At 64.8% G+C, this 24,370-nt stretch carries 15 protein-coding genes and 4 pseudogenes; 12 read left to right on the top strand and 7 right to left on the bottom strand.

The window, feature by feature from the left end; translation table 11 throughout:
• Window positions 1-773: 773 nt before the first annotated feature.
• Both JANGC3_RS0107905 and JANGC3_RS0107900 read left to right on the top strand, forming a co-directional pair.
• Window positions 774-1,064 carry a nucleotidyltransferase family protein gene (locus JANGC3_RS0107905; protein WP_026132703.1) on the top strand — a complete coding sequence of 97 codons (291 nt, stop codon included), beginning with the start codon at window positions 774-776 and terminating at the stop codon, window positions 1,062-1,064.
• On the top strand, window positions 1,061-1,426 hold the full coding sequence (locus tag JANGC3_RS0107900) for a HepT-like ribonuclease domain-containing protein (protein WP_017875945.1): 366 nt from the start codon (window positions 1,061-1,063) through the stop codon (window positions 1,424-1,426). Before JANGC3_RS0107905 ends, JANGC3_RS0107900 begins: the two co-directional genes overlap by 4 nt.
• 181 nt (window positions 1,427-1,607) lie before the next feature.
• Here the strand turns inward: JANGC3_RS0107900 and JANGC3_RS28755 are convergent.
• The 3 genes and pseudogenes from JANGC3_RS28755 to JANGC3_RS34070 form a co-directional block, all read right to left on the bottom strand.
• Window positions 1,608-1,967, bottom strand: a pseudogene (locus tag JANGC3_RS28755) (LysR substrate-binding domain-containing protein); the annotation flags it as partial.
• 8 nt (window positions 1,968-1,975) lie between these two features.
• Window positions 1,976-2,302, bottom strand: a pseudogene (locus JANGC3_RS31330) (IS3 family transposase); the annotation flags it as partial.
• Window positions 2,299-2,601: a transposase gene (locus tag JANGC3_RS34070; protein ID WP_269746237.1), complete on the bottom strand. Its 303-nt coding sequence runs from the start codon at window positions 2,599-2,601 to the stop codon at window positions 2,299-2,301. The pseudogene JANGC3_RS31330 and the gene JANGC3_RS34070, both read right to left, overlap by 4 nt.
• Before the next feature lie 273 nt (window positions 2,602-2,874).
• On the opposite strand from JANGC3_RS34070, the pseudogene JANGC3_RS34295 reads away from it, so the two are divergent.
• The 3 genes and pseudogenes from JANGC3_RS34295 to JANGC3_RS0107865 all read left to right on the top strand — a co-directional run.
• A pseudogene (locus JANGC3_RS34295) lies at window positions 2,875-3,049 on the top strand (transposase domain-containing protein); the annotation flags it as partial.
• 255 nt (window positions 3,050-3,304) lie between these two features.
• Entirely contained in the window at window positions 3,305-4,720 is a 1,416-nt protein-coding gene (locus tag JANGC3_RS28740) for an MFS transporter (RefSeq protein WP_017875940.1), read from the top strand.
• A 140-nt stretch (window positions 4,721-4,860) separates the two neighbouring features.
• Window positions 4,861-5,697: a helix-turn-helix transcriptional regulator gene (locus JANGC3_RS0107865; protein ID WP_017875939.1), complete on the top strand. Its 837-nt coding sequence runs from the start codon at window positions 4,861-4,863 to the stop codon at window positions 5,695-5,697.
• Between the two features lie 8 nt (window positions 5,698-5,705).
• Here JANGC3_RS0107865 and JANGC3_RS32455 read toward each other — a convergent pair whose 3' ends face one another.
• Together JANGC3_RS32455 and JANGC3_RS0107860 are read right to left on the bottom strand one after the other, a co-directional pair.
• Entirely contained in the window at window positions 5,706-5,858 is a 153-nt protein-coding gene (locus JANGC3_RS32455; RefSeq protein WP_157406517.1) for a hypothetical protein, read from the bottom strand.
• Window positions 5,859-5,886: 28 nt separating this feature from the next.
• Complete coding sequence (locus JANGC3_RS0107860) at window positions 5,887-8,118, bottom strand: NADP-dependent isocitrate dehydrogenase (protein WP_026132702.1); 2,232 nt, start codon at window positions 8,116-8,118, stop codon at window positions 5,887-5,889.
• Window positions 8,119-8,525: 407 nt separating this feature from the next.
• Between JANGC3_RS0107860 and JANGC3_RS0107855 the strand changes: the two genes are divergently transcribed.
• A complete protein-coding gene (locus tag JANGC3_RS0107855; protein ID WP_017875937.1) occupies window positions 8,526-11,111 on the top strand; it encodes a bifunctional aconitate hydratase 2/2-methylisocitrate dehydratase in 2,586 nt (861 codons plus the stop codon).
• A 200-nt stretch (window positions 11,112-11,311) separates the two neighbouring features.
• Here JANGC3_RS0107855 and JANGC3_RS0107850 read toward each other — a convergent pair whose 3' ends face one another.
• Window positions 11,312-15,676: a DEAD/DEAH box helicase gene (locus JANGC3_RS0107850; RefSeq protein ID WP_017875936.1), complete on the bottom strand. Its 4,365-nt coding sequence runs from the start codon at window positions 15,674-15,676 to the stop codon at window positions 11,312-11,314.
• A 261-nt stretch (window positions 15,677-15,937) separates the two neighbouring features.
• Here JANGC3_RS0107850 and JANGC3_RS32450 point away from each other — a divergent pair, with 261 nt between their 5' ends.
• The 6 genes and pseudogenes from JANGC3_RS32450 (at window position 15,938) to JANGC3_RS0107815 (ending at window position 21,787) form a co-directional block, all read left to right on the top strand.
• The gene (locus JANGC3_RS32450) at window positions 15,938-16,237 is read left to right on the top strand and encodes a hypothetical protein (protein ID WP_157406515.1); all 300 of its coding nucleotides are present in this window, start codon (window positions 15,938-15,940) and stop codon (window positions 16,235-16,237) included.
• Between the two features lie 119 nt (window positions 16,238-16,356).
• Complete coding sequence (locus tag JANGC3_RS0107840) at window positions 16,357-16,860, top strand: SRPBCC family protein (protein WP_017875934.1); 504 nt, start codon at window positions 16,357-16,359, stop codon at window positions 16,858-16,860.
• A 285-nt stretch (window positions 16,861-17,145) separates the two neighbouring features.
• The gene (ltrA, locus tag JANGC3_RS28735; RefSeq protein ID WP_017875933.1) at window positions 17,146-18,309 is read left to right on the top strand and encodes a group II intron reverse transcriptase/maturase; all 1,164 of its coding nucleotides are present in this window, start codon (window positions 17,146-17,148) and stop codon (window positions 18,307-18,309) included.
• A gap of 206 nt (window positions 18,310-18,515) precedes the next feature.
• Window positions 18,516-19,851 (top strand): annotated as a pseudogene (locus JANGC3_RS32440) (IS3 family transposase); the annotation flags it as partial.
• A gap of 219 nt (window positions 19,852-20,070) precedes the next feature.
• Window positions 20,071-20,835: a histidine phosphatase family protein gene (locus JANGC3_RS0107820; protein WP_017875930.1), complete on the top strand. Its 765-nt coding sequence runs from the start codon at window positions 20,071-20,073 to the stop codon at window positions 20,833-20,835.
• Between the two features lie 7 nt (window positions 20,836-20,842).
• Complete coding sequence (locus JANGC3_RS0107815) at window positions 20,843-21,787, top strand: NAD(P)H-hydrate dehydratase (RefSeq protein ID WP_017875929.1); 945 nt, start codon at window positions 20,843-20,845, stop codon at window positions 21,785-21,787.
• 105 nt (window positions 21,788-21,892) lie between these two features.
• Here the strand turns inward: JANGC3_RS0107815 and JANGC3_RS0107810 are convergent, their stop codons facing one another.
• On the bottom strand, window positions 21,893-24,160 hold the full coding sequence (locus JANGC3_RS0107810) for an InlB B-repeat-containing protein (RefSeq protein ID WP_157406511.1): 2,268 nt from the start codon (window positions 24,158-24,160) through the stop codon (window positions 21,893-21,895).
• Window positions 24,161-24,370 lie beyond the last annotated feature (210 nt).

The following is a 24,370-nucleotide window of genomic DNA, read 5'->3' as shown; positions in this document are numbered from 1 at the left end:
GCGCAGATCGCGGCCAGCAGCAATTCGTCCAGTTGATATGCGCACTCGCGCGCGCGCGGATCGCGTAATTCATCGAATGCTTCCAGCAGCGACATCGGTCCGATTGTCATTTTTCTCGCCCAAATATCGAGAGTAAACGCCTTTTTCAAAGAGTTTACAAGCGATACCTACAAGCTGTGCTCATCGCCTCGGCTCCGCCTTCATGCAATCGCCCTGCGAATTCGTCTGGAAGACCATCCAGGCGGACCTTCCCATGCTGCATGTCCAGGTGTGAAATGTCGTTGCTGACCTGGCGTGAGTATGAACCCGAGCTGTTTGTGTATATGCCGGGCGCGTATTTTTTGTTGATGGCATTTTTGCTGGTGCCATCGATCGCAGGTCGGAAAATACGTAATAAAATCAGAGCCTTGGATCGCTCCTTGGTAATCGAATGGGAGTGATTTTCCCGAAGGAAACTTATTCCCTCCGATGTGAAATCGGATGAGTCGAGGCTAGCCGATGAATGTATCGGCTGCCTTGATCGAGCGTAAATGGCGGTTTTTTTCGGCAAGGACAAGGGGGGCTTTGGCCAAGCGTCCTTGCGCTGCTGCATAACTTGTTGAGCGCACGGCGGCGGTGCGTGATTGTCCCAGCAACGGGCAGGGGGGGGGGCTCTGAAAGTCAATTGGAACTGAATAAGCCGGCAGGTGGGTCGGGTCTGCGAATATACATATGACCTGATGGTACAATCGCCCTTGTCCCACATGGTTTGGAATGACTCCTCCTCGCTCGCTATGAAACCATCCACCGCACTGCAAGCACATCGGGAAGCGATTCGTCGCATAGTAGAGGGACATCGCGGGCTGAATCCCCGCGTCTTCGGTTCGGTCGCGCATGGCAGTGACACGGAGGATAGCGACCTGGATATTCTGATTGATCCAACGCCGGAGACGACGCTGTTCGACATCGGCGCCATCCGTCATGAGTTGCTGCAACTATTAGGCGTGCCGGTCGACGTCCTGACCCCGAAGGGATTGCCGGAGAAATTCCGGGCTAGCGTGTTGGCTGAAGCCGTCGCGATATGAGCAAAGACCAGCGGCGCCTGGCTGACTACCTGGCGCATATACTGCAGGCGATAGAGCGGATCGGTCGTTACACCGAGGAATTGGATGAAGTCGGTTTTCTGCAAAACGAGCTGGTGCAGGATGCCGTAATCCGCAACCTCGAGATCCTTGGCGAAGCCAGCAATAACATCCAAAAACACTACCCGGAGTTCGCCGCGAAGCATCCGCAATTGCCGCTGGCATTCGCTTATCAGATGCGCAATGCGGTGGCCCATGGCTACTTCAAAGTCGATTACGAAATCGTCTGGAAGACCATCCAGGCGGACCTTCCCATGCTGCATGTTCAGGTGCGGAATGTCGTTGTTGGCTTGGCGCGAGTATGAACCCGAACTGTTTCTGATATGCGAGCACAAATATCGAAGCCCCGTTTTCAGAGGGCTCAGACTGCTGAAAAACCGCACAAGCCCTTGCCATTGGTGAGGGCTTTTGCGTATTGGAATGGCTTGCTCCGGCTGCGATGCGGGTGCTTTGAGCGTAGCGCGTACATCACGTCAGTTCGCCGCGTCACCGCGCCGGCTGGAGACCCTGGACCTGGCCTGCGATCAGTTGCAGCAGCATGCGCGCGGGGCCGCTCCGGCTGGCCAGCGACCGGTGCACCAGCCCGATGTCCCGATGAAAAGTGCGTTGTCCCAGGTCGACTGCGCGTACCGCAGCCGGCCGGCGCCGCTGCGCCGCCGTTTGCGGTACCGATGCCACGCCCACCCGGTTGGCCACCAGCTTGACGATGGCGTCCAGTTCGTCGATTTCGCATATTTCCCGTAGCGGGAGATGCATTTTCCGCAGGAAGCGGTCAACCTCGCGCCCGCCGAACGAAGCGCGGTCGTAGCGCACGAACGGCTGTTGCGACAGCGACGCGACCCAGTCTGCGGTGGTCAAGTAATTTCGGACACAACAATAGGGGCGTTTTTTGCCATTTCCCGCTCGTAGGCGGCGGGCGGCAGATTGCCCAGTACTGAATTCAATCGCTTGCAGTTGTAGAACCCGACGATGTCGTCCGTGATGTCGGCCTTGGCCTCGGCATGGTTGGCATATTGGCGCTGCCAGACGCGCTCCATCTTGAGATTCAAGAAGAAGCGTTCGGCGACGGCGTTGTCTCAGCAATTGCTTTTATGGCTCATGACCTTGCGTGCGAACAGGTCAAGCACGGTGGCCAGATACAGCCAGCCGGCGCCTGTGCGGATGTACGTGATGTCGGTCACCTACGCCATGGTAAGCGTTCAGCACTACCATCTTCCAACGTTAACTCAGGCCGGTTTGACGCGCCCTGCACATCGATCCGGGCCTCCAGTTCGGCCAGATCCGACTCCCACGTTTCCTGGGTCAGGTCGCGCTGCTCGACCGAGAGCGCCTCGGCCTTGGCGCCGAAACGCATGCGCCGATGATGCGCCAGCTCCAATGTCAACGCCTGGACCTTGATATAAGCCGTGTGCAGTTCGGCGTTCAAGCGGGCCGTATTTGCGCCTCCCTGACCAGGCGATCGGCCAACTCCAAGATCCACTTCGGCAGTGTTGAATCAGTGCTCAATCGGGCCAGGTCGCCGCTTAATTCCATTCTTCAATCCAAGTCCGCGCCGGCTGCGGGGGACCGTCTCGACGCTGACGGGAATGTTCGTCAGGGGCTTGGCGGGCGCGCTCCGATGGCGCCTGAGCCGGTACAGGAACAAGTTCACCTTCAAGCCGTGCTGGCGACAATATTGAGCTCGCGCGAGCTTGCTGTCAAACGCGACGAGATTTGCTTCATGCATTCGCCAGGCCGCGCCGGCCAGCATGTGCGCCTGCACGATGTCGATCCATACGAGCCACCTGGTCGACGTGTTGCAGCGCGTGGGCCAACACCCCGCGTCGTTGGTCGAACAACTCACGCCGCGCGTGTGGAAGACGATGTTCGCCAAGAATCCACTGCGCTCCGACCTTTACCAACGCAACGAACGCCAGTCAAGTCAATAACGCCGTCGGCTTACCGCTTACGACAGTGGGGCATGAAGTTTCGGGCCACGGGTATGAGATTGCTCAATTTGATTGCCGGTCCCGTGCGCCTTGGCACCGATATACAAGCCTGCGGCGGCCGTCGCTGGAATACTCATCCCAATTCGCGCGGACAGACTTTTGGCTGCCCCACGCCGCATGGCGCGGGGTCGCGTCGCGCTCTCTTTGACAGAGCGTCCGCCCGTTTCACCGCATCAACCACCAGGGAGAAAATTCATGTCGTCAAGTAAGCAGTCCACCACCCTCTCCGAGGCCTCCAGTCCCCCCAACACCCGGGTCGCGTTCGCCATCCTCGCGGTTCTGTTCCTGGCCGCCACCGATACGACCATTATCGGCACCCTGTTGCCCGTGATCGCCGAGTCGATCGGCGGACACGATTTGTTTCCATGGCTGATGTCGGGCTTCATGGTGACCATGGCCCTGTTCGGGCCGCTGACCGGCGCGCTCGCCGACCGCTATGGCGTGCAATCGATCCTCACCTGGGCGATCTTGGTCTTCCTGGCCGGGTCCGGCGCGGCCGCGCTGGCGCCGAACATGCTCATGCTGGTCGGCGCGCGTCTGGTGCAGGGCGCCGGCGCCGGCATGATCATCGTCCTTTCGTACGCGTCGCTGGCGATACTCTTCGGAGCGGAAAAGCGCGGCAAGGTACAAAGCATGGTCAGCATCGTCTGGGGCGTGGCCGCCATCGTCGGCCCGCTGGCCGGCTTGTTGTTCACGCATGCGTTCGGCTGGCGGGCGGCCTTCCTGATCAATATGCCGGTCGGCCTGGTGTGCCTGCTGGTGTTGCGTTCCAAAGCGCTCAGCGTGCATGTGCGCCGCGGCGTGCCGGTCGATTACGTCGCTCAATTCTACTTCGCCGTCGTCGTGCTCGGCGTCATGGTGGCCCTGTCGGCGGCGCAGGTCGACCTGCGCCGCGCCACGTTCTGGTCCATGCTGGCGCTGTCCCTGCTCGGGATGCTGGCGCTGGCGCTGCGGATCCGCTCGCGGCCCGCGTCCAGTCCGATTCCGCCGGATTTCTTCCGCGACCGCGCCCTGAGCGCGGCGATGGTCATCGTCGTGTGCGGCAGTATCGCCCTGTATGCGTCGATCACGCTGGTGCCGATTGCGCTGCATGCCAGCCACGCCATCAGCGGCGCGCAAACCGGTGTCATCGTGCTGCTGGCCGCGCTCGGCTTCGTGGTCAGCTCGGCCGTGTGCGGCATGCGGATCCAAAGCGTCGGCTATCGCGCCCTGGTATTCGCCGGCGCCATCGGGCTGGGCATAGGCGCGTTCACCTTGTCCCTGGGCAGCACGGTGTTGCCGTGGCAGGCGATCGCCGTGGCCGAACTGTTCATCGGTCTTGGCATGGGCTGCGTCGCGGTCGGCGCCGTGGTGCTGGCGCAAAACAAGGCTCCGGCCGAGGCCGTGGCCAGCTATACCTCGACCATCCAACTGCTGCGCAACGTCGGCGCGGCGCTGGGGATCAACGCGCTGGCCGCCGTGCAGTTCGCGCTGGAAACGGAGAGCAAGGCCCACGATACGCTGCGCAACGTCTTTTCCGTCCTGGGGCCGGTGTTCATCGTCTGCGCCATCCTAACCCTGTTCTTGCCCAGCGACTACTCGATCGCCGCGGTCCCGGCCAAGGCCCGTTGAGCCGCACCCGACGTCACCGAGGCCGGCCCGATCAGCGCTGCGGTAGAATTGGCGCTGCGCGACTTCGATCGCATTGGACTGGCTGGGGCCGGCCCGTGTCGAGGTAATCGGCTTGAAATGAACGGATATTCAGGAGAATCATGCTTAGCTATCACCTGCTGACGCAAGCGCTGAAGCCTGTCGACGCGTCGCCGGGGCGCTTATTTTCGTATGCGGTGATGAGCGCCGTCAACGGTTTCGTCCATCATGATGAGTACGTGCGCAGGGCGGTCGACGCGGAACAGTCGCCGCCCGGGGACCGCGAATTGTCGGAGCACGTCAAGTCGCTGTTGGCGTGTGACGTCAATCCCTTGTCGGAATTGATCCAGACATCGAAGGGCGCCGATCAATTCGCCACGCGCTGGAACGGTATCAATCGGCGGGTGTCGCTGGGCGTCAAGACCATGATAGCCGCACCCGGAATCGATACCAAGCGGTATGCCCAACAAGGTGCCGACAGTCAGTTGCGGCAACGCGTGATGCTCACCTTCATCGAGCATTTGCGCAAGGCCGCCGGCGCCGCCGCACGGCCCGCCGGCGAACGACGATTGCTCGTGATCGCCTGCCGCATCGGTCTGGAGGGAAGCTCGCTGGCCGACGTGACCGAGGCCCTGTACCAAGCGCCGGAAGCGGATCTGACCGAATGCGCCGAGCGCCTCGGCTGCTCGCGGCGTACACTGCAACGGCAACTCCACAGCGATGGCATCACTTTCGGCCGGATTAAGCAGGCGGTGCGTGTTTGTTTGTCAGCCGACATGCTCAGGAACACCCACACTTCGCTGATCGAGGTGGCGCTGGCCGCCGGGTTCTACGATTCCGCGCATTTCAGCCACGCGATGAAAGTCGCGTCGAGCCTGAGCCCGAGCGACTATCGGAGCTTGTCCGCTCAGTCGGAGCCGTGCCCGACGCAAATTCTATCTTTCAATGTTATCAAATGATGACATTATTATCGAGTAGACAACATATCGTTGGCAATGTATAAAAAAGCCTCGAATTTATCGAGGCTTTTTTTGGGGCCGGGCACCGCATGAGCGATAAACGCCCACAGCCGCGCGGCAATGGCGGCGGCGCGGCGCTGGCGGGCATCCTTGCCCGCCATGCCGGCCGCGCCGTTTATCGCGTCGTCTTTACACGGTCGCCAACACCGCGTTGAAGCTGGCGCTAGGACGCATCACCGCCTCGGTTTTGGCCGCGTCGAGCAGGTAGTAGCCGCCGATGTCCATCGGCTTGCCCTGCACGTCCTTCAACTCGTCGACGATCTTCGTCTCGTTTTCCGCCAGCGCTTGCGCCAACGGCGTGAAATGCGCCTTCAGTTCCGCGTCGTCGGTCTGCGCGGCCAATGCCTGCGCCCAGTACAGCGACAGGTAGAAATGGCTGCCGCGGTTGTCGAGTTCGCCGGTGCGTGGCGACGGCGACTTGTTGTTGTCGAGCAGCTTGCCGGTGGCTTGATCCAGCGTCTTGGCGAGGATTATGGCCTTGGCGTTGCCGGTCTTGATGCCCAGGTCTTCCAGCGACACCGCCAGGGCCAGGAACTCGCCCAGCGAATCCCAGCGCAGGTGATTCTCTTCCACCAGTTGCTTGACATGCTTCGGCGCCGAGCCGCCGGCGCCGGTTTCGTACATGCCGCCACCGGCCATCAGCGGCACGATGGAGAGCATCTTGGCGCTGGTGCCCAGTTCCATGATCGGGAACAGGTCGGTCAGATAGTCGCGCAGGATGTTGCCGGTGACCGAAATGGTGTCGAGGCCGCGCATGGCGCGCTCCAGCGTGTAGCGCATCGCCCGCACCTGCGACATGATCTGGATGTCCAGGCCCTGCGTGTCGTGGTCCTTCAGGTAGGCTTCGACCTTCTGGATCACTTCGTTTTCATGCGGGCGGTAGGAGTCGAGCCAGAACACGGCCGGCATGCCGGAGTTGCGGGCGCGGTTGACGGCCAGCTTGACCCAGTCGCGGATCGGCGCGTCCTTGACCTGGCACATGCGCCAGATGTCGCCCTCTTCGACGTTTTGCGTCAGCAGCACTTCGCCTGTGGCCAGGTCGGTGATGTTGGCAATGCCGGCTTCGGGTACTTCGAAGGTCTTGTCGTGCGAGCCGTATTCCTCGGCTTGCTGCGCCATCAGGCCGACGTTCGGCACGGTACCCATGGTGCGCGGGTCGAAGTTGCCGTTCCATTTGCAGAAATTGATCATTTCCTGGTAGATGCGGGCGAACGTGCTCTCCGGCATGACCGCCTTGACGTCCTTCGGACGGCCGTCGGCGCCCCACATCTTGCCGCCCAAACGTATCATCGCCGGCATCGACGCGTCGACGATGATGTCGTTTGGCGAGTGGAAATTGGTGATGCCCTTGGCCGAATCGACCATCGCCAATTCCGGGCGGTGCTCGAGGCAGGCGTGCAGGTCGTGCAGCACCTCTTCGCGTTGCGAGGTCGGCAGCGTGGCGACCTTGTCGAGCAGGTTGCTCATGCCGTTGTTGACGTTGACGCCCAGTTCATCGAACAGCGCGGCGTGCTTGGCGAACGCGTCCTTGTAGAAAATGCGCACGCAGTGGCCGAAGACGATGGGGTGCGACACCTTCATCATGGTGGCCTTGACGTGCAGCGAGAACATGACGCCGGTCTTGCGCGCGTCTTCCAGTTCCTTCTCGTAGAACTCGAGCAAGGCCTTCTTGCTCATGAACATGCTGTCGATGATTTCGCCGGCTTGCAGCGACACCTTCGGTTTCAGCACGACGGTCTTGCCCGAGGCCGTGATCAGTTCCATCTTGACGTCGCGCGGGCGCTCCAGCGTCAGCGATTTTTCACCGTGGTAGAAGTCGCCGTGGTGCATGTGCGAGACGTGGGTGCGCGATGCCTGGCTCCACTCGCCCATCGAATGGGGGTGCTTGCGCGCGAATTCCTTGACGGCCTTCGGCGCGCGGCGGTCGGAGTTGCCTTCACGCAGTACCGGGTTGACCGAGCTGCCGATGCATTTGCCGTAGCGGGCCTTGAGCGCCTTCTCGGCGTCGGTCTTGGCGTCTTCCGGATAGGCCGGCAGATTGTAGCCGCGCGCTTGCAGTTCGCGCACGCAGGTCATCAGTTGGCCCACCGAGGCGCTGATGTTCGGCAGCTTGATGATGTTGGTGTCGGGGTTTTGCGTCAGCGCGCCCAGTTCGGCCAGGGTGTTCGGGACTTTTTGCTCGTCGCTCAGGTATTCCGGGAATTCGGCCAGCACGCGCGCCGCCACCGAAATGTCGCTGACGACGACATCGACGCCGGCCTGCTCGGTGAACTTCTTGATGATGGGCAGCAGGGAATAGGTCGCCAGCAGCGGCGCCTCGTCAGTCAATGTATAGATGATTTTTGATTTCTGTGTTGCCATGGTTATTCCCTTGTATGCGGTCGGTGCCCGGTAATTGAATTACCCGTTTCAGGCACATGGAGGTCGTTCTTGTTCTGGGCGGCGACTGTGTTGGCGTTGAGGCCATTCCGGCCCAAGTGCTTATTTTAGACGGTTCCCACTAAAATTTGGCGTAAACCCTGCCATGACATGGCACGGCATGGTTTTTGAGATGTTGCTCGCCGTCAAGGTTTGTCGGTATACTCTTATGTCATATAGAAGAGTTGCCGGGAACAATGGTATAATTTTACAGTCGCATCGACTTCTGGTGGGCTGCCGGTCTTTTTTTGCTGAAAAATTCAGGCATCCAGCAGGGTAGGGTTGCAGCAGGCAACGGCCCTGGCAGGAGTGCGCGCCGAATCTTAAACCAACAACATGTGAGACTATCCATGCTCCAAGAATATCGCCAACACGTCGCCGAACGCGCAGCCCTCGGTATCCCCGCGCTGCCCCTGTCCGCCAAGCAAACCGAAGAACTGGTGGCCCTGCTGCAGAACCCGCCACAAGGCGAACAGCAGTTCCTGGTCGACCTGCTGACCCACCGCGTTCCCGCCGGTGTCGACGACGCCGCCAAGATCAAGGCCACGTTCCTGGACCTGGTCGCCAAGGGCAAGCTGGCTTGCGCGCTGGTCTCGCGCGCCACCGCCACCCATTTGCTGGGCACGATGTTGGGCGGCTTCAACGTCAAGCCGATGATCGATTTGCTCGGTGACGCCGAAGTCGGCGCCGTCGCCGCCGAAGGCTTGAAGAAGACGCTGCTGGTATTCGATTTCTTCCATGACGTTAAGGAACTTGCCGACAAGGGCAACGCGAACGCCCAGGGCGTGCTGCAATCGTGGGCCGACGCCGAGTGGTTCACCTCGCGTCCGGAAGTGCCGCAAAGCCAGACCTTGACCGTCTTCAAGGTCACCGGCGAAACCAACACCGACGATTTGTCGCCGGCGCCGGACGCCACCACCCGTCCGGACATTCCTTTGCACGCGCTGGCGATGCTGAAGAACCCGCGTCCGGGCATTGAAGCTGACCTGCCGGGCAAGATCGGCCCGCTCAGGCAACTCGACGCCCTCAAGGCCAAGGGCCACCTGATCGCCTACGTCGGCGACGTCGTCGGCACCGGTTCGTCGCGCAAGTCGGCCACCAACTCCGTGTTGTGGTTCACCGGCGAAGACATTCCCTTCATCCCGAACAAGCGTTTCGGCGGTTTCTGCCTGGGCACCAAGATCGCCCCGATCTTCTACAACACGATGGAAGACGCCGGCGCGCTGCCGATCGAACTCGACGTGACGCAGATGGACATGGGCGACGTCATCGAGTTGCGCCCATATGAAGGCAAGGCGCTCAAGAACGGCGCCGTCATCGCCGAATTCACCGTCAAGTCGGACGTGATCTTCGACGAAGTGCGCGCCGGCGGCCGCATTCCACTGATTATCGGCCGCGGCTTGACGGCCAAGGCGCGCGAAGCGCTCGGCCTGCCTGCCTCCACGCTGTTCCGCCTGCCGCAAAACGTGGCCGCGTCGACCAAGGGCTTTACGCTGGCGCAGAAAATGGTCGGCCGCGCCTGCGGCCTGGCGGAAGGGCAGGGCGTTCGCCCAGGTACGTACTGCGAACCAAAGATGACCACCGTCGGTTCGCAAGACACCACCGGGCCGATGACGCGCGACGAACTGAAAGACCTGGCTTGCCTGGGTTTTTCGGCCGACATGGTGATGCAGTCGTTCTGCCACACCGCGGCCTATCCGCAAAAGGTCGACGTCGTCACCCACCAGACCTTGCCGCGCTTCATCTCGACCCGTGGCGGCGTGTCGCTGCGTCCGGGCGACGGCGTGATCCACTCCTGGCTGAACCGCCTGTTGTTGCCTGACACCGTGGGCACCGGCGGCGATTCGCACACCCGTTTCCCCATCGGCATTTCCTTCCCGGCCGGGTCCGGTCTGGTCGCGTTCGCCGCGGCCACCGGCGTCATGCCGCTGGACATGCCGGAATCGATACTGGTGCGTTTCAAGGGCACCATGCAGCCCGGCGTCACGCTGCGCGACCTGGTCAACGCGATTCCGCTGTACGCGATCCGCCAGGGTTTGCTGACGGTCGAGAAGCAAGGCAAGAAAAACGTTTTCTCCGGCCGTATCCTGGAGATTGAAGGCTTGCCGCAACTCAAAGTTGAACAGGCGTTCGAGTTGTCGGACGCGTCGGCCGAGCGTTCCGCCGCCGGTTGCACCGTGCATTTGGATAAAGAGCCGATCATCGAATACATGAATTCGAACATCACCTTGATGAAGTGGATGATTGCCAACGGCTACGAAGACAAGCGCACGCTGGCGCGCCGCATCGTCGCCATGCAAGCCTGGCTGGCCAACCCGCAATTGCTGGCGCCGGACGCCGACGCCGAATACGCCACCGTCATCGAAATCGACCTGGCCGATATCCATGAGCCTATCGTCGCCTGCCCGAACGATCCGGACGACGTGAAAATGCTCTCCGATGTGGCCGGCGCCAAGATCGACGAAGTGTTTGTCGGCTCGTGCATGACCAACATCGGCCACTTCCGCGCCGCGTCGACGCTGCTCGAAGGCAAGACCGACATTCCGGTGCGCCTGTGGATCGCGCCGCCGACCAAGATGGACCAGCAGCAACTGATGGCCGAAGGCCATTACGGTACGCTGGGCCGCACCGGCGCGCGCATGGAATTGCCGGGTTGCTCGCTGTGCATGGGTAACCAGGCGCAAGTGCGCAAGGGCTCGACCGCGATGTCGACTTCGACCCGCAACTTCCCCAACCGCCTCGGTCTGGATACGCAGGTCTACCTCGGCTCGGCCGAGTTGGCCGCCGTCTGCGCGATTCTGGGCAGAATCCCGACCAAGGCGGAGTACATGGCGAACATCGGCGCGTTGGACAAGAACGCCGTGGATATCTACCGTTACATGAATTTCGACAAGATCAAGGAATTCAGCGACGTTGCCGATACCGTCGCGATGTAAATGAAGGCGCCGGCGCCGTCGCGCCGCCGCGCTCTGCCCGACTCCCCGCCGCGTTCACGACGCCGCGGGGAGTTTTTATGTGCGCTCGCGAATGTGATCATCCGGTGTCCCGCGCTATCCTTGCCAAGGAGATGGCCTGACTAGTTCCGGCTGGATAGCAAACTCTTGGTCGTCGGCGCGCGGCCGGCGGCGATGCGCCTTCAGCGCCGGCCGACCAGGCGCGCGTGCAGCCGTTCGCGCTCGCCCGCCGGGTCGCACAGGTAGCCGATTTTTCCGGCAATGATAGTCGCCACGGCGAGGCCGTCGCGAAACAGGACGCGGTTGCCGGACAGGGCCGGGACCTTCTCGCCTGCCAGCAGCGTGCCGCACAGGTTGAGCGGGTCGACGCCGGAGATGCACACCAGGTCGCCGTCGCAGGGCCGGCGTCGCACGGCGCGCAGCAGCGGGATGGCCTCGGGCAGCGCGAATTGCTCGCCCGAGAAGCCCGCCACGAAACGCCCGCCGCGGATCTCGCCGCGCGCCTCCAGGCGGTGGTACACGGGCAGCAACTCGCGCCACGGCGGCAACCACGCCGCTTCCCGCTCCAGTAGGCGCCAGAACATGACGCCGTAGCGGCGCAGCAAGGTCAGCGCCACGTGCTCCAGCGTTTCGGCGGCGAGGCGCGGCTTGCGCGGCGCTGTCCGCGCGGTGTCCGGCGCGTTGGCGGCGGCGTCGGCGCCGCCGCGGCGCACCAGCGCCCAGCGTCCGGCTTCGTCCATCGTCGGACCGGCGCCGCGGCGGCGCCGCTTGTCGTTGCCGGCGCGCTTGCCGGCCGGTTGCAGCATGGCGCGCATGCCGGCGAAGCTGTCGGCGTTGACCAGGCCGGTGGACACCAGCTCGCCGAGCGCGTTTTCCAGCTCCAGCGGCAGCATGATGCGGGCGTCGTGCTGCAATTCGTCGAAGAACATCGCGCCGTCGCGCTGCAAGGCCGCCAGCACGGCGGCGGCGCGCGGCGACATGTCGGCTTGCCCGGGCGGGCCGGGCAGTGCGTGCCACAAGGCGTTCTGGCGGCGCGGCAGCAGCACGATGGGCGTGCCGCGCACCGGGCCGCCGACCGCCGAGAGCGGCGCGCCGACGCGGCTCCAGACCACTTTGCCGGCGCGGCACAACTGGTCCAGCCACAGGCTTGAATAGTCGCGCAGCCGCAGCGCCAGCAAGTCGCTTTCCCATGCGCCCGCGGCCGCCTCGTAGCCCTCCAATTGCGCCAGCACTTGCGCCAGCGCGTCCTCACCCTGCAGTTGGGTCTGGGCCGACAGGTGCTGCCAGTCGAACAGGAAGCGCATGAAATCGCGTTGTTCGACGGGTTCGATTTCGCGCCGCAGTTGTTTGATCGTGTAGCGGTGGATGCGCGCCAGCAGATGGCGCTCGCACCATTCCTCGGCGACGCCGCCGGGGGTGAAGTGGCCGCGCATGACGTAACCCTGGCTTTCCAGACTGGCCAGCGCGATGCCGGCGGCGCCTTCGGGCAGCGCCAGCGCCGCGGCGATGGCGGCCAGCGGCTGCGGGCCGAAGCCGGACAGGCGGGCGCGCACGATCTCGACCAGGGCGCTGTCGCGCGTCCAGTCCGCGTCGCCGTCGCCGCGGTGGCTGTCGGGTATGGCGAGCGCGGGACTGGCGCGCGCGCTCGGGTAGGCGGCCTGCACGCAGGCCAGCCGTTCCAGCGCAACCCAAAAATCGGCGCCGTCGTCGTCGCGCAGGCGGGTGGCGCGGCCGCTCTCGGCCAAGGCCTCCAGCCAGGCCGGCCAGCCTTCCTGCGCTAACGCTTCGGCGCGCGTCAGGCAGGCCAGCGCGACCAGCGCTTCCTGCACCTCGTCGCCGTTGCGCGCGCGCGGCCAGGCCTCCTGCGCCACGGCGGCGATGGCGCCGGCGTCCAGCGCCCCCAAGTCGTCGCCGCAGGCGGGGTCGCTCCAGCGCCGCCGCTGCACTGCCTGCGTGCGGCGTTCCTCCAGCGGCGCGTCGTCGAGGAATGCGTAGGGACGGGCGTTGAGGATTTCCATGGCCAGCGCGGAGGGCGCCGGCAGGTCGCGCGACAGCAGGCGCACTTCGCCCGCCTCCATGCGGCGTAACAGGGCCAGCCAGCCTTCGCAGTCCATGGCCTCGTGCAGGCAGTCGTCGAGGGTCTGCTGCACCAGCGGATGGTTGGGCAGTTCGCGTTCGCCGACGAGGTTTTCCAGGCAGGCCGCCTGGTCGGGGAAGACCGCCGCCAGCAGGTCGTCGCTTTTCATGCGTTGCAACTGGGGCGCGACCTTGCGTCCGCCGCTAAAGCGCGGCAGGGCCAGCGCCGTGGTGGCGTTCCAGCGCCAACGCACATTGAACAGCGGCGCCTCGAGCAGGGCCTGCACCAGTATCTGTTCGGCGCTGCCCGAACGCAGGTAGCGCCACACTTCGTCGAGCGGGAAGCTGTGGCTGTCCGGCAGCGACAGGATGATGGCGTCCTCGGTGGCGGCCGCCTGCAATTCAACATTGAAGCTGCGGCAGAAGCGCTTGCGCAGCGCCAGCCCCCAGGCGCGGTTGACGCGGCTGCCGAACGGCGCGTGCAACACCAGCTGCGTGCCGCCGCTTTCGTCGAAGAAGCGCTCCATTACCAACGTGTCCTGGGTCGGCAGGGCGCCCAGGGCGGCGCGCGAGCGGGCCAGGTAGTCGACGATCTGCCGCGCCGCGTTGTCGTCCAGGCCGAGGCTCTCTTGCAGCCAGGCGACGGCGCTTTCCAGCGCCGCGCCGGCGCCGCCCGGCGTGGCCGCTTGGCCCAGCAGATGGTCGAGCTGCGCGCGCAGGCGCGCCACGCCGGCCGATAGCTCGTCGCTGCGGCCCGGCGCCTCGCCCAGCCAGAACGGGATGTTGGGCGCGGCGCCGCGGGCGTCCTCGACGCGTACCTTGCCCGTGTCGACTTTCAGGATGCGGTAGGAGGTGTTCCCGAGCTGGAAAACATCACCGGCGATGCTCTCGACGGCGAAGTCCTCGTTCACGGTACCGACGGATTGGCCCTGCGGTTCCAGCAGCACGGTGTAGTCGGCGTTGTCGGGGATGGTGCCGCCGGAGGTGACGGCGGTGAGCTTGCCGCCGCGCCGTCCGCGCAGCGTGCCGCTGGCGGCGTCGCGGTGCAGGTAGGCGCCGCGCACGCCGTTGCGCGTGGCGTAGCCTTCGGCGAGCATGCGCAGAACCGCGTCGAAGCGGCTGCGCTGCAGTTGCGCGTAGGGCTGCGCGCGGCGCAGCATGTCGAACAACTGGTCCTCGGCCCATTCGCGGCAGGCCACCTCGGCGACGATTTGTTGCGCCAGCACGTCCAGCGGCGCCGCCGGGATGCGCAGGGCGTCGAGTTCGCCGCGCCGCACGCAGTCCAGCAGCGCAGCGCATTCGACCAGGTCGTCGCGCGAGGTGGGGAAGAGGCGGCCTTTGGGCATGCCGCCGACCTGGTGGCCCGAGCGCCCCACGCGCTGCAGCAGCGCGGCGATATTGCGCGGCGAGCCCACCTGGCACACCAGGTCGACGGCGCCGATGTCGATGCCCAGCTCCAGCGACGCCGTGGCGACCAGTACCCGCAACTCGCCGCCCTTGAGGCGCTGTTCGGCGGCCAACCGGTATTCCTTGGCCAGGCTGCCGTGGTGCGCCGCCACGTGCTGCGCGCCGAGGCGCTCGCCAAGGTGGCGCGCCACGCGCTCGGCCATGCGCCGCGTGTTGACGAAGATGAGCGTGGTCCGGTGCAGCACCACCAGTTCGGCCATGCGGTCGTAGACGCGCTCCCACACCTCGTTCGGCATGACCGCCTCCAGCGGCACCGGCGGCAGTTCCAGCGCCAGGTCGCGCGCGCGCACATGGCCGACGTCGACCACGGCGCACTCGCCGCCGGCGCGCCCCACCAGGAAGTCGGCCACGGCGGCCAGGGGCTTTTGGGTGGCCGACAAGCCCACCCGCACCGGCCGCCGCGCGCACAGCGCGTCCAGCCGCTCCAGGCTGAGCGCCAGGTGGCTGCCGCGTTTGCCGCCCGCCACGGCGTGGATCTCGTCGACGATCACGGTGCGCACGCCGGCGAGCATGGCGCGGCCGCTGTCCGACCCGAGCAGGACGTACAGCGATTCCGGCGTGGTGACGAGGATGTGCGGCGGGCGTTTGCGCATCGCGTTGCGCTCCGGCGTGGTGGTGTCGCCGGTGCGCACGGCGCTGCGGATGCCGTGCCCGGGCAGGCCCAGCGCGTGGAGTTGCCGGTCGATGCCCTCCAGCGGCCCCTGCAGGTTGACGCGGATGTCGTTCGATAGCGCCTTCAGCGGCGACACATACAGCACCTGCGTGGCGTCCGGCAGCGGGGCGGCGCGGCCCTCGCGCACCAGCGCGTCGATGGCGGCCAGGAAGGCGGTCAGCGTCTTGCCAGAGCCGGTGGGGGCGGCCACCAGAGTCGGGCGCCCGGCCTGGATCAGCGGCCAGGCGCGCCGCTGCGCCTCGGTCGCGGCCGCAAAGGTCGAGTGGAACCACGCGGCAACCGCCGGATGGAATCCCTGCCACATGTCGTCGATGGGTACGCGCTTGTCCATGCGGTCGCAGATGGGGACGACGGCGCCGATGGCAAGCGCGGGGAGCGCGTTTGCGCCGTCAATGCCGCTGGCTGTCGCCGCAGTGGGCGCGGTGCGCTTTCCCCGGCGCGGCGGCCAAGATGCCCTATCTGCTGGATGTGAAGGGCGGCTGCCTGTTCCGCGGTCAGACTGGAAGGCATGGCAATACCTACTATGTCCAGAGCGGTCGTGCGCAAACGGTGTCCTTGTATACAGGCATGGGGTGGCTCACCGCGCCGGACTATGCCTGGTGCAAGCGCGCGGCGGACGCGATCGCCAGTTTTCCTGCGGACGGGCCTTGCGCCCCGCCCGTTTTTCGCTGCTTATACTCTAGGCATCGTCGACGACAACCAGCGCATCTGCGAGGCCATCTGCGGCTCCGTCCGCTCGCACGCTTGCCGGGTGCTGGCGTTCGATTCGGCGAAGGCCGCCATGCGCCAGCGCGCCTTCGTTAGCGGCGCCAGCTGTTTCCTGTTCAAAGCCTGCCCGGCCGGCAAACTGATCAAACGCACCGCGGTCGCGCTGGGCCTTGCCGGCCGGTAAGAAGGCGCGTCTTGACGCGTGGGCGCGCGGGAATTATATTCGCATATGGCGATAGAGCTTCGACCGGCTCGGCGTTTTCTTACAATCAACCCAATTAGCACCGATGAAAGGAAAGAAAAATGCCTGAAAATAATGGCAATGCCGCGTTCGTCATCAGCCGCCACTTCAAGCTGCCCCGCGACGTCGTATGGCAAGCCTGGAGCGACTCCGCTCAGCTGCAACAGTGGTGGGGGCCGAATGGCTGCGCAATCGAGGTCCTGCGCTTCGAGTTCCAGCCGGGGGGATTTTTTCATTACGCCATGAATTTCGACGGCGCGCTGACGTGGTGGGGGCGCTTCAACTATCGCCAGATCGTCGAGCGGGAAAGCATCGTGTGGCTAAATTCCTTTGCCAACGAAAGTGGCGGCATTGCCCGGGCGCCGTTTAGCGAAGATTGCCCGCTCGAAATCCAAAACTCCGTGACCTTCACCGAGCAGGACGGCCAGACCACCGTCACCTTGCATGCGCAGCCGTTCGGCGCGCTCGACGTCGAGCGCCAATTTTTCGAAGATTCGCGTCCGTCGCTGGAGCAGGGGTACGGCGGCACGTTCGATCAGCTTGCCGATTACTTGGCGCGTGCCTGAGCAGGGCGGGGGGGGCGGGGTGTTATTCAGCCCGGTGATACATCTCATTACAATTAAAAATTGGCAAAATATGTGGCGGCGCAGCATAATTGATCTGTCTCCTCCAACTCCTCCAAGAATTGGATTCAGCCCGCCTCATCGGCGGGTTTTTTTTGTGCGCCCAGCATGGGCGCACTCTTGCGGGTGCAAGTCCCGTCGCGAGCTGACCACAGGGAGCGAAGTGAAGCGCAACTGCGGAAGGGCGACCGACCGTGGAGAGGAAGCGTGGATCGAAACTGCGAGCCGATGTACAAGAATCGGATAGAAGGCGCTGCCGAGCAGGACGAGCGCTATTTGGTGAGCGCGTTGCCGAACATCAGGAGAGAATTGATGGCAGGCACGTACCGGCCCAGTCCGGTACGTCGCGTCGGCATTCCCAAGCCAGACGGCAGCGAACGGGAGTTGGGGATACCCACCGTAGTCGACCGGCTGATTCAACAGGCTGTTCTGCAAGTGCTGCAACCGCTGCTCGATCCTACTTTTAGTGAACACAGCCATGGCTTTCGTCCGGGGCGTCGCGCCCGCGACGCCGTGCTCGCTGCACAGCAGCATGTGCAACTAGGCTATCGGGTGGTGGTGGATGTCGACTTGGAGAAATTCTTTGATCGCGTCAACCACGATGTGCTGATGGACCGGCTGGGCAAGCGCATCGGTGACGCCGGCATGTTGCGGCTGATCCGTGCCTACCTCAACGCCGGCATCATGCATCAGGGCGTGGTGGATGAACGCGAGCGGGGCACGCCGCAAGGCGGGCCACTGTCACCGCTGCTGGCCAATGTGTTGCTGGACGAAGTGGACCGGGAACTGGAACGGCGGGGCCATCGCTTCGAACGCTACGCCGACGACTGCAACGTGTATGTGCGCAGCCGGAAAGCGGGCGAACGGGTGATGGCGTTGCTCGGGCGCCTGTACGATAAACTGCGCCTGACGATCAATGCATCGAAAAGCGCGGTGGCCAGCGCGTTTGGCCGCAAGTTTCTGGGCTACAGCCTGTGGGCGGCTCCGAAAGGCGAGGTAAAACGTGTGGTGTCGTTGAAGGCGCTGGAAACGTTCAAGCAGCGGATCAGGCAACTGACCCGGCGCTCCTGTGGGCGCAGCATGCCCGAAGTGATCGAACCGTTACGACGCTACCTGCTGGGCTGGAAAGCCTATTTCGGCTTGGCGCAAACACCAAAAGTCTGGCGTAGACTGGACGAATGGTTGCGTCATCGACTGCGAGCGATTCACCTCAAGCAATGGAAGCGCGGCACGACGATGTATCGGGAACTGCTGGCCTTGGGAGCGTCTCCGAAAGTGGCGTTGCTGGTGGCGAAGAACAGTCGCTGCTGGTGGCGCAACAGTCGCATGGCACTCAATAGTGTGCTGACGATCACCTACTTTGACCGTCTTGGTGTGCCTCGGCTCTCATAACCTCAACTACTCGAGCCCCCCCTGTGTCAAACTGTTGTGAGACAACTTCATCGCTCTAATTAAGGAAGTTGACGCACATGGATTCCCAAATGACAATAGTAGTTGAACAGCCAGATGTCGGCCCAAATGGTTTTTCTGACGGGGCCTCGCAGGGAGCCCGGAGGGCGAGCGCAGAGGCCCCGTCAGAAAAACCGGCAACCGGGTCGGAGGTTGTCGCCGTGGCGCGCCGCCGCAAGTTCACCGCCAGCTACATGCAGCGCATCGTGCGCGAGGCGGACGCCTGCACCGCGCCCGGCGCCGTCGGCGCGCTGCTGCGCCGCGAGGGGCTGTACAGCTCGCATTTGAGCAAGTGGCGTCTGCAGGTCGCGGCCAGCGACGCAGCAGCCGCGCCGAACAAGGCGCGCGGCCCCAAACCGGACGCGGCCAAGGCGGTCGACCGGCGCGTCGCCAGCCTTGAATTGGCCAACGAAAAACTGCGCAAGAAGCTCGACCGGGCCGAGCAGATCATCGACGTCCAAAAAAAACTTTGCGAACTTCTGGGCTTGCCCACGGCCGGGGAAGCGCCGTGATGAGCGCCGCCGCCGGCCTCGTGGCGCTGGGTTGCCCCGCGCCAGCTACTACCGCGCGCAGCAGCCGCGCCCGCCGCTACACACGGTGCGCCGGCCGCGCCGCTCGCCGCTGGCCCTGAGCGCGCTCGAACGCCAGGGCGTACTTGACGTGCTGCACTCGCCCGAGTACGCCGACGTGGCGCCGCGCACGGCGTACGCGATGCTGCTCGACGCCGGCACATACTTGGCGTCCGCCTCGACCTTCTACCGCATCTTGCGCGCCCACAGCGGCACGCGGGGGCGGCGCGACGAACTGGCGCATCCGGCCTATGCGCGCCCGGAGTTGCTGGCGACGCGGGCGTGCGAGGTGTGGTCGTGGGATATCACCAAGTTGAAGGGGCCGGTCAAGTCCGCGCATTTCCACCTCTACGTCATCCTCGACATTTTTAGCCGCTACGTGGTCGGCTGGATGATCGCCGACTGCGAATCGGACGCGCTCGCCGAGGCGCTCATTGGCCACACCTGCGACAAGGAGGGCATCGTGGGCGGGCAGTTGACCCTGCACGCCGACCGCGGCGCGGCCATGCGCTCCAAGCTGGTGGCGGACCTGCTGGTCGACCTGGGCGTCGTCAAGAGCCACAGCCGGCCCTACACCTCCGACGACAACCCGTACTCGGAGGCGCAGTTCAAGACGATGAAGTACCGGCCCGACTTCCCGCAGCGGTTCCAGTCGCTGGTCGACGCGCGCGTCTTCTGCCAGACGTTCTTCGCCTGGTACAACTACGAGCACCGGCACTGCGGCATCGGCTATATGACGCCTGCGGCCATGCACACCGGCGTCGCGCCCATCATCCACAAACAACGCGACCTGACCTTGCAAAACGCCTTCTCGCAGCATCCGAATCGATTCAAAAACCGCCGCCCCCAGCCGCCGGCGCTGCCGGCCGAAGCCGGAATTAATATGCCAAAACCGGGTTCTTTGGAGGATAAATAAGCCAAAATTGCTCCCTAAACTATCTGCAAAAATGGTCTCAAATAGTTTGACACGTTCCGGCCGCCCGGTGCGGACCCGCATGCCGGGTGGTATGGCAGGGGACCGGCCAGTAATTGGCCGCCCCTATGCCGATACCCGGAACATGGGCTTGCGCTGGCGGGCGCCACCGTCGCCGGTTTTGTTCTACGATTGTCCCATCGGCTTCTCGGATGAACGACGATGGAACAAAAATGGCCCCAACAGATCTGGCTGGTGCGGCACGGTCAGAGCGCCGGCAACGTCGCGCGCGACGCCGCCGAAGCAGCCTCCCACCTGCATATCGACATTGCCGACCGCGATGTCGACGTGCCGCTGTCGGAGTTGGGCCAGCGCCAGGCGCAGGCGCTGAGCGGCTGGTTCGCCGGCTTGCCGGAGCCGCAGCAGCCGACGGTGGTGCTGGCATCGCCTTATCTGCGCGCGCGCGACACGGCGCAGGCGGTGGCCGCCCGCCTGTCGCGCGAGCAGCTGCTGACGGTGATGGCCGATGAGCGGCTGCGCGAGAAGGAGTTCGGCATCCTCGACCGACTGACGCCGTTGGGCATCCTCGGCAAATTCCCCGAGCTGGCGCAGCAGCGCAAGCATGTCGGCAAATTCTATTTCCGTCCACCCGGCGGCGAAAGCTGGTGCGACGTGATCCTGCGCCTGAGAAGCGTGCTCGACACCATCACGCGCGAATACCGCGGCGAGCGGGTGCTGATCGTCGGCCACCAGGTGATTGTCAATTGCTTTCGCTATTTGTTTGAGCGCCTCGACGAAAACGCGATCCTGGCGATCGACCGCGCCGCCGACGTGCCCAACTGCGGCGTGACCTCGTATCGCTTCGATCCGGCCGCCGGCAAGCACGGCAAACTGATGCTGGAGATGGCCAACTTCGTGGCGCCGCTGAAAAGCTGCGGCACCCCCGTCACCGTCGCGCCGGACCGTCCGGCCGCGCCCAAAGCCTGAGGCGTCCATGCCGAATCGCGCCACCACCGCTACCACCGCCACCACCGCCAGTACCGACGTGAGCGCGCGCTTGTTGCGCGATTGGCCTTTGCCGATGCCCTCGTTCGACGCCGACAAGGAGGTGCGCGGGCACCTGTTGATCGTCGGCGGCGCGCGCGAGATGCCCGGCGCGGTCCTGCTGGCCGCCAACGCCGCCTTGCGCGCCGGCGCCGGCAAGCTGAGCGTTGCCACCGCCGCCAGCGTGGCGACGCCGCTGGCGCTCGCCATTCCGGAGGCGCGCGTGCTGGGCCTGGCCGAAACGGCCGGCGGCGGCCTGTTGCTGGACGGCGCCGGCGAATTGGCCAGACTGGCCGGCCAGGTCAGCGCCGTTCTGATCGGCCCGGGCATGCAGGACGAGGCGGCGAGCGCTGCGCTGGTGCGCGCGCTGTTGCCGCATTGCCGGCAGGCGCCGCTGCTGCTGGACGCCGCCGCCATGTCGGTGACGCTTGCGTGGCCGTCGCCGGACGGGTCCGGGACGGCGGCCCCGTTGCGCTTCGACAGCCCGGTGTTGCTGACGCCGCACGCCGGCGAAATGGCGCATTTGAGCGGCGCCGGCAAGCCGGCAGTTGCCGCCGAGCCGGAGCGGACGGCGCGCCAAGCGGCGTTGCGCTGGAACGCCATTGTCGTGTTGAAGGGCGCGCTGACCTGCATCGCCGCGCCGGGCGGCCAAGCCTGGCTGCACCAGGGCGGCAACACCGGCTTGGCGATTTCCGGCTCCGGCGACACGCTGGCCGGCATCATCGCCGGCTTGGCGGCGCGCGGCGCGCCGCTGGAACAGGCCGCGGCGTGGGGCGTGGCGCTGCACGCGATGGCCGGCGAGCAACTGGCGCTGCGGCACGGCCCGCTCGGCTACCTGGCCCGTGAACTCAGTGCTGAACTGCCTGCCTTGTTGCGCTCGCTGGCGGCGGACTAGGCGCGCCGGGGGCCGCGGCGCCAACCAGGCGCGCGGACAAAAAAAGGGCGGGAGCTGGCTCCCGCCCTTCGGCGATCAGTTACCTGACCCTTTCCCTCTTATCGCTTACTTGACCGTCTCATAGGCGCCGATGTCGTTGGCTACGCCTTGCGGCCGCGCCACCACGGCGCTGAGGTCGTCGCCGATGGCGAACGGCGCCGCCTGCGTGCCCTTGTCGATCGCCGGGCTGCCGGCGCCGAGGGTGAGCTTGCCGCTGCTGGCCGCGGTGAACAGCGGGTTGCCGTAGAGGCCCAGCGTGTCGCGCGCCAACGCCGACCAGCCATACCCGTTGTCCCAATACAGGTTGCGCTTGAAGTCGAGGTAATTGTCGTCGTCGCCGACGTTCTTGTAGAAGGTCGACGAGCGCACCGTGGACGGGCCGGCCGCGAACAGGTTGTCGTAGATGCGGACGGCGCCGGTCGGGTTGTAATTGCCCCATGTGTTGAGCACCTGGGCATTGCCCGAACCGCTGTCTTGGCGGTCGTTGTCGTAGAAGGTGTTATGCGCGATCGTCAGGTCCATATCCTTGGAGATGGTGTCGACGCGCAGCCCGGCGTACATGGAACGGGTGACGACGTTGTTCCAGAAGGCGCCGGAAACGATGGACGTCGCCAAATTCAGGCCGTATTTGCCCGAGCCGTCCAGCCAGTTGTGGTGCACCTTCATGCCGGTGAAACCGCGCCAGTCGCTGGGGAAGCCGCTATAGTTGTTGCCGGCCAGGCCGACGTTGTCGAAGAACTGGATCAAATTGCCGCCGGTGATGTTTTCCACCCAGTTATAGCCGATTTCCCAGTTGCTGGCGCCGGAGTCCAGATAGATGCCGTGGTTCTCCAGCGCGCCGACGCAAGCCATGCCGAAGATGTGGTTGCCGAACACCTTGACGTTGTTGCCGTGTCCGGATACGCCGGCGCCCTTGGCGTTGTTGGGCGCGGCAATCGTCGACGGCCAGGGACCGAGTACGTTGTTCACCACGCGCCACGGTCCGGCGCCGTATTGCAGGTTGATCGGCGCGGCGTCGGAGGTGGCTTGGGCGTGCACGTCCATGCGCAGGTTGGAGATCGAGACCCAGTCGCCGGTGGTGCCGAAGTAGGCCGAGTTGGGGCCGTGGATGCCGCCCTTCACGCCGGCCGGGGTCGAGTAGTGGACATCTTCGACGCCGTTGCCGTTCACCGGACCGGGGTAGGCGGTGATGTGGATCCAGCCGGTGCCGGCCGCGCCGGTGGGCGCCGAGCCTTGTTGCGCGGTATCGCGGAAGCGCAGCCAGGCGCCGTCGAAGCCGGTGTCGCTCCAGTTGCCGCCGCGGATGACGACGTGGTCGCCGGCCCGCAGGCTGGCATAGGCGCCGCCGCGCGCGCTGGTTTGCAGGTAGCGCCAGGGTTTGCCGATGTCGCCGGCGAGCGCGGTGGCGTCGTTGCCGTTTTGGGCGACGAACAGCACGCGGCCCGGGTTGGGCGTGAAGGTGCTGCCGACGTTGCTCTTGACGCCATTGACGACGACGCTGACCGGCAGCGCCACGCCTTGCGCCGCGCCGCCCAGAGATCCGACCTGGACCGTAATTTGCTGCAAGCCGAGCTTGGCGCCAACCTTGGCCGAGCCGAGGTAGCGGTAGTTGGCCACTTCGGCGCCGCCGATGTAGACCTTGGTGCTGGTACCCATGCCGCTGCTGCCGAAACGGCTGCCGAAGATGGACAGGTAGGCGCCGTTATTGCCTTCGCCGCCGCTGGTCGGGCCGGACACCGCGTCGGTGTAGCTGACGACGGGTGCGCCGGCGACCGGTTGCGGCGCTGGCGGTGGCGGCGGTGACGCCGGAGGCGGAGGCGGCGGCGCGGCGATCGCGGCGAAGCTGGCGCTCACAGTTAAATTGTTGCCGAGTGTGACGCTGCAGGTGCTGGCCCTGCCGGCGCATGCGCCGCCCCATTGGCTGAAGGTGTAGCCGGAAATGGGCTGGGCGGTCAGCGTCAGGCCCGTACGGTTGGGGAACGTGGCGCCGCAGGTCGAGCCGCAGGAAATGCCGGCCGGTTGCGACGTCACTTTGCCGCCGGCGCCGGACGTCACCGTCAGCGTGCGCCGGCTCCAAAAGCCGAGCCAGGCCGCCGTATCTGCCGGGCTGGCTGGCGACACCACGGTCTCGCTGGCGAGGACGTCGCCGCCGCCATTGCCGTCGCCGCCGCCACCGCCGCCGCCACAGCCGGTAATCAACAATGCCGAAAACAGGGTAAGGGCGGTGCGCCTGGCCCATGGCGCGCGCAGATAGGGCGTGCGAAGGGACGCGTTGGCGGGGGTGCGAGGTTGCTTGTGCGTGTGGCTGTTCATCAGCGGCTCCGTTTTAATCATCAATAGTTCCTTAGGTTTTGAGGGTCTTGCTTTGTGTTTGATGTGCATCAAATGCCTAAGTTCAATTTTTTTTAAGAAATATTTCAGTATGAAAATAACAACCGCTGTGGCTGGTAGCCGGGATCGGCCGCGGGCGCCCGCGTTGAATAGGGCATCATTCGTCCTGATGGGGGCATATCCTGCTTGTCGTTACCGCAAGCCGGTGGTCTT

Source organism: Janthinobacterium sp. CG3 (assembly GCF_000344615.1).
Taxonomy (GTDB): Bacteria; Pseudomonadota; Gammaproteobacteria; order Burkholderiales; family Burkholderiaceae_D; genus Janthinobacterium.
This window is presented reverse-complemented; position numbering and strand designations above follow the sequence as displayed.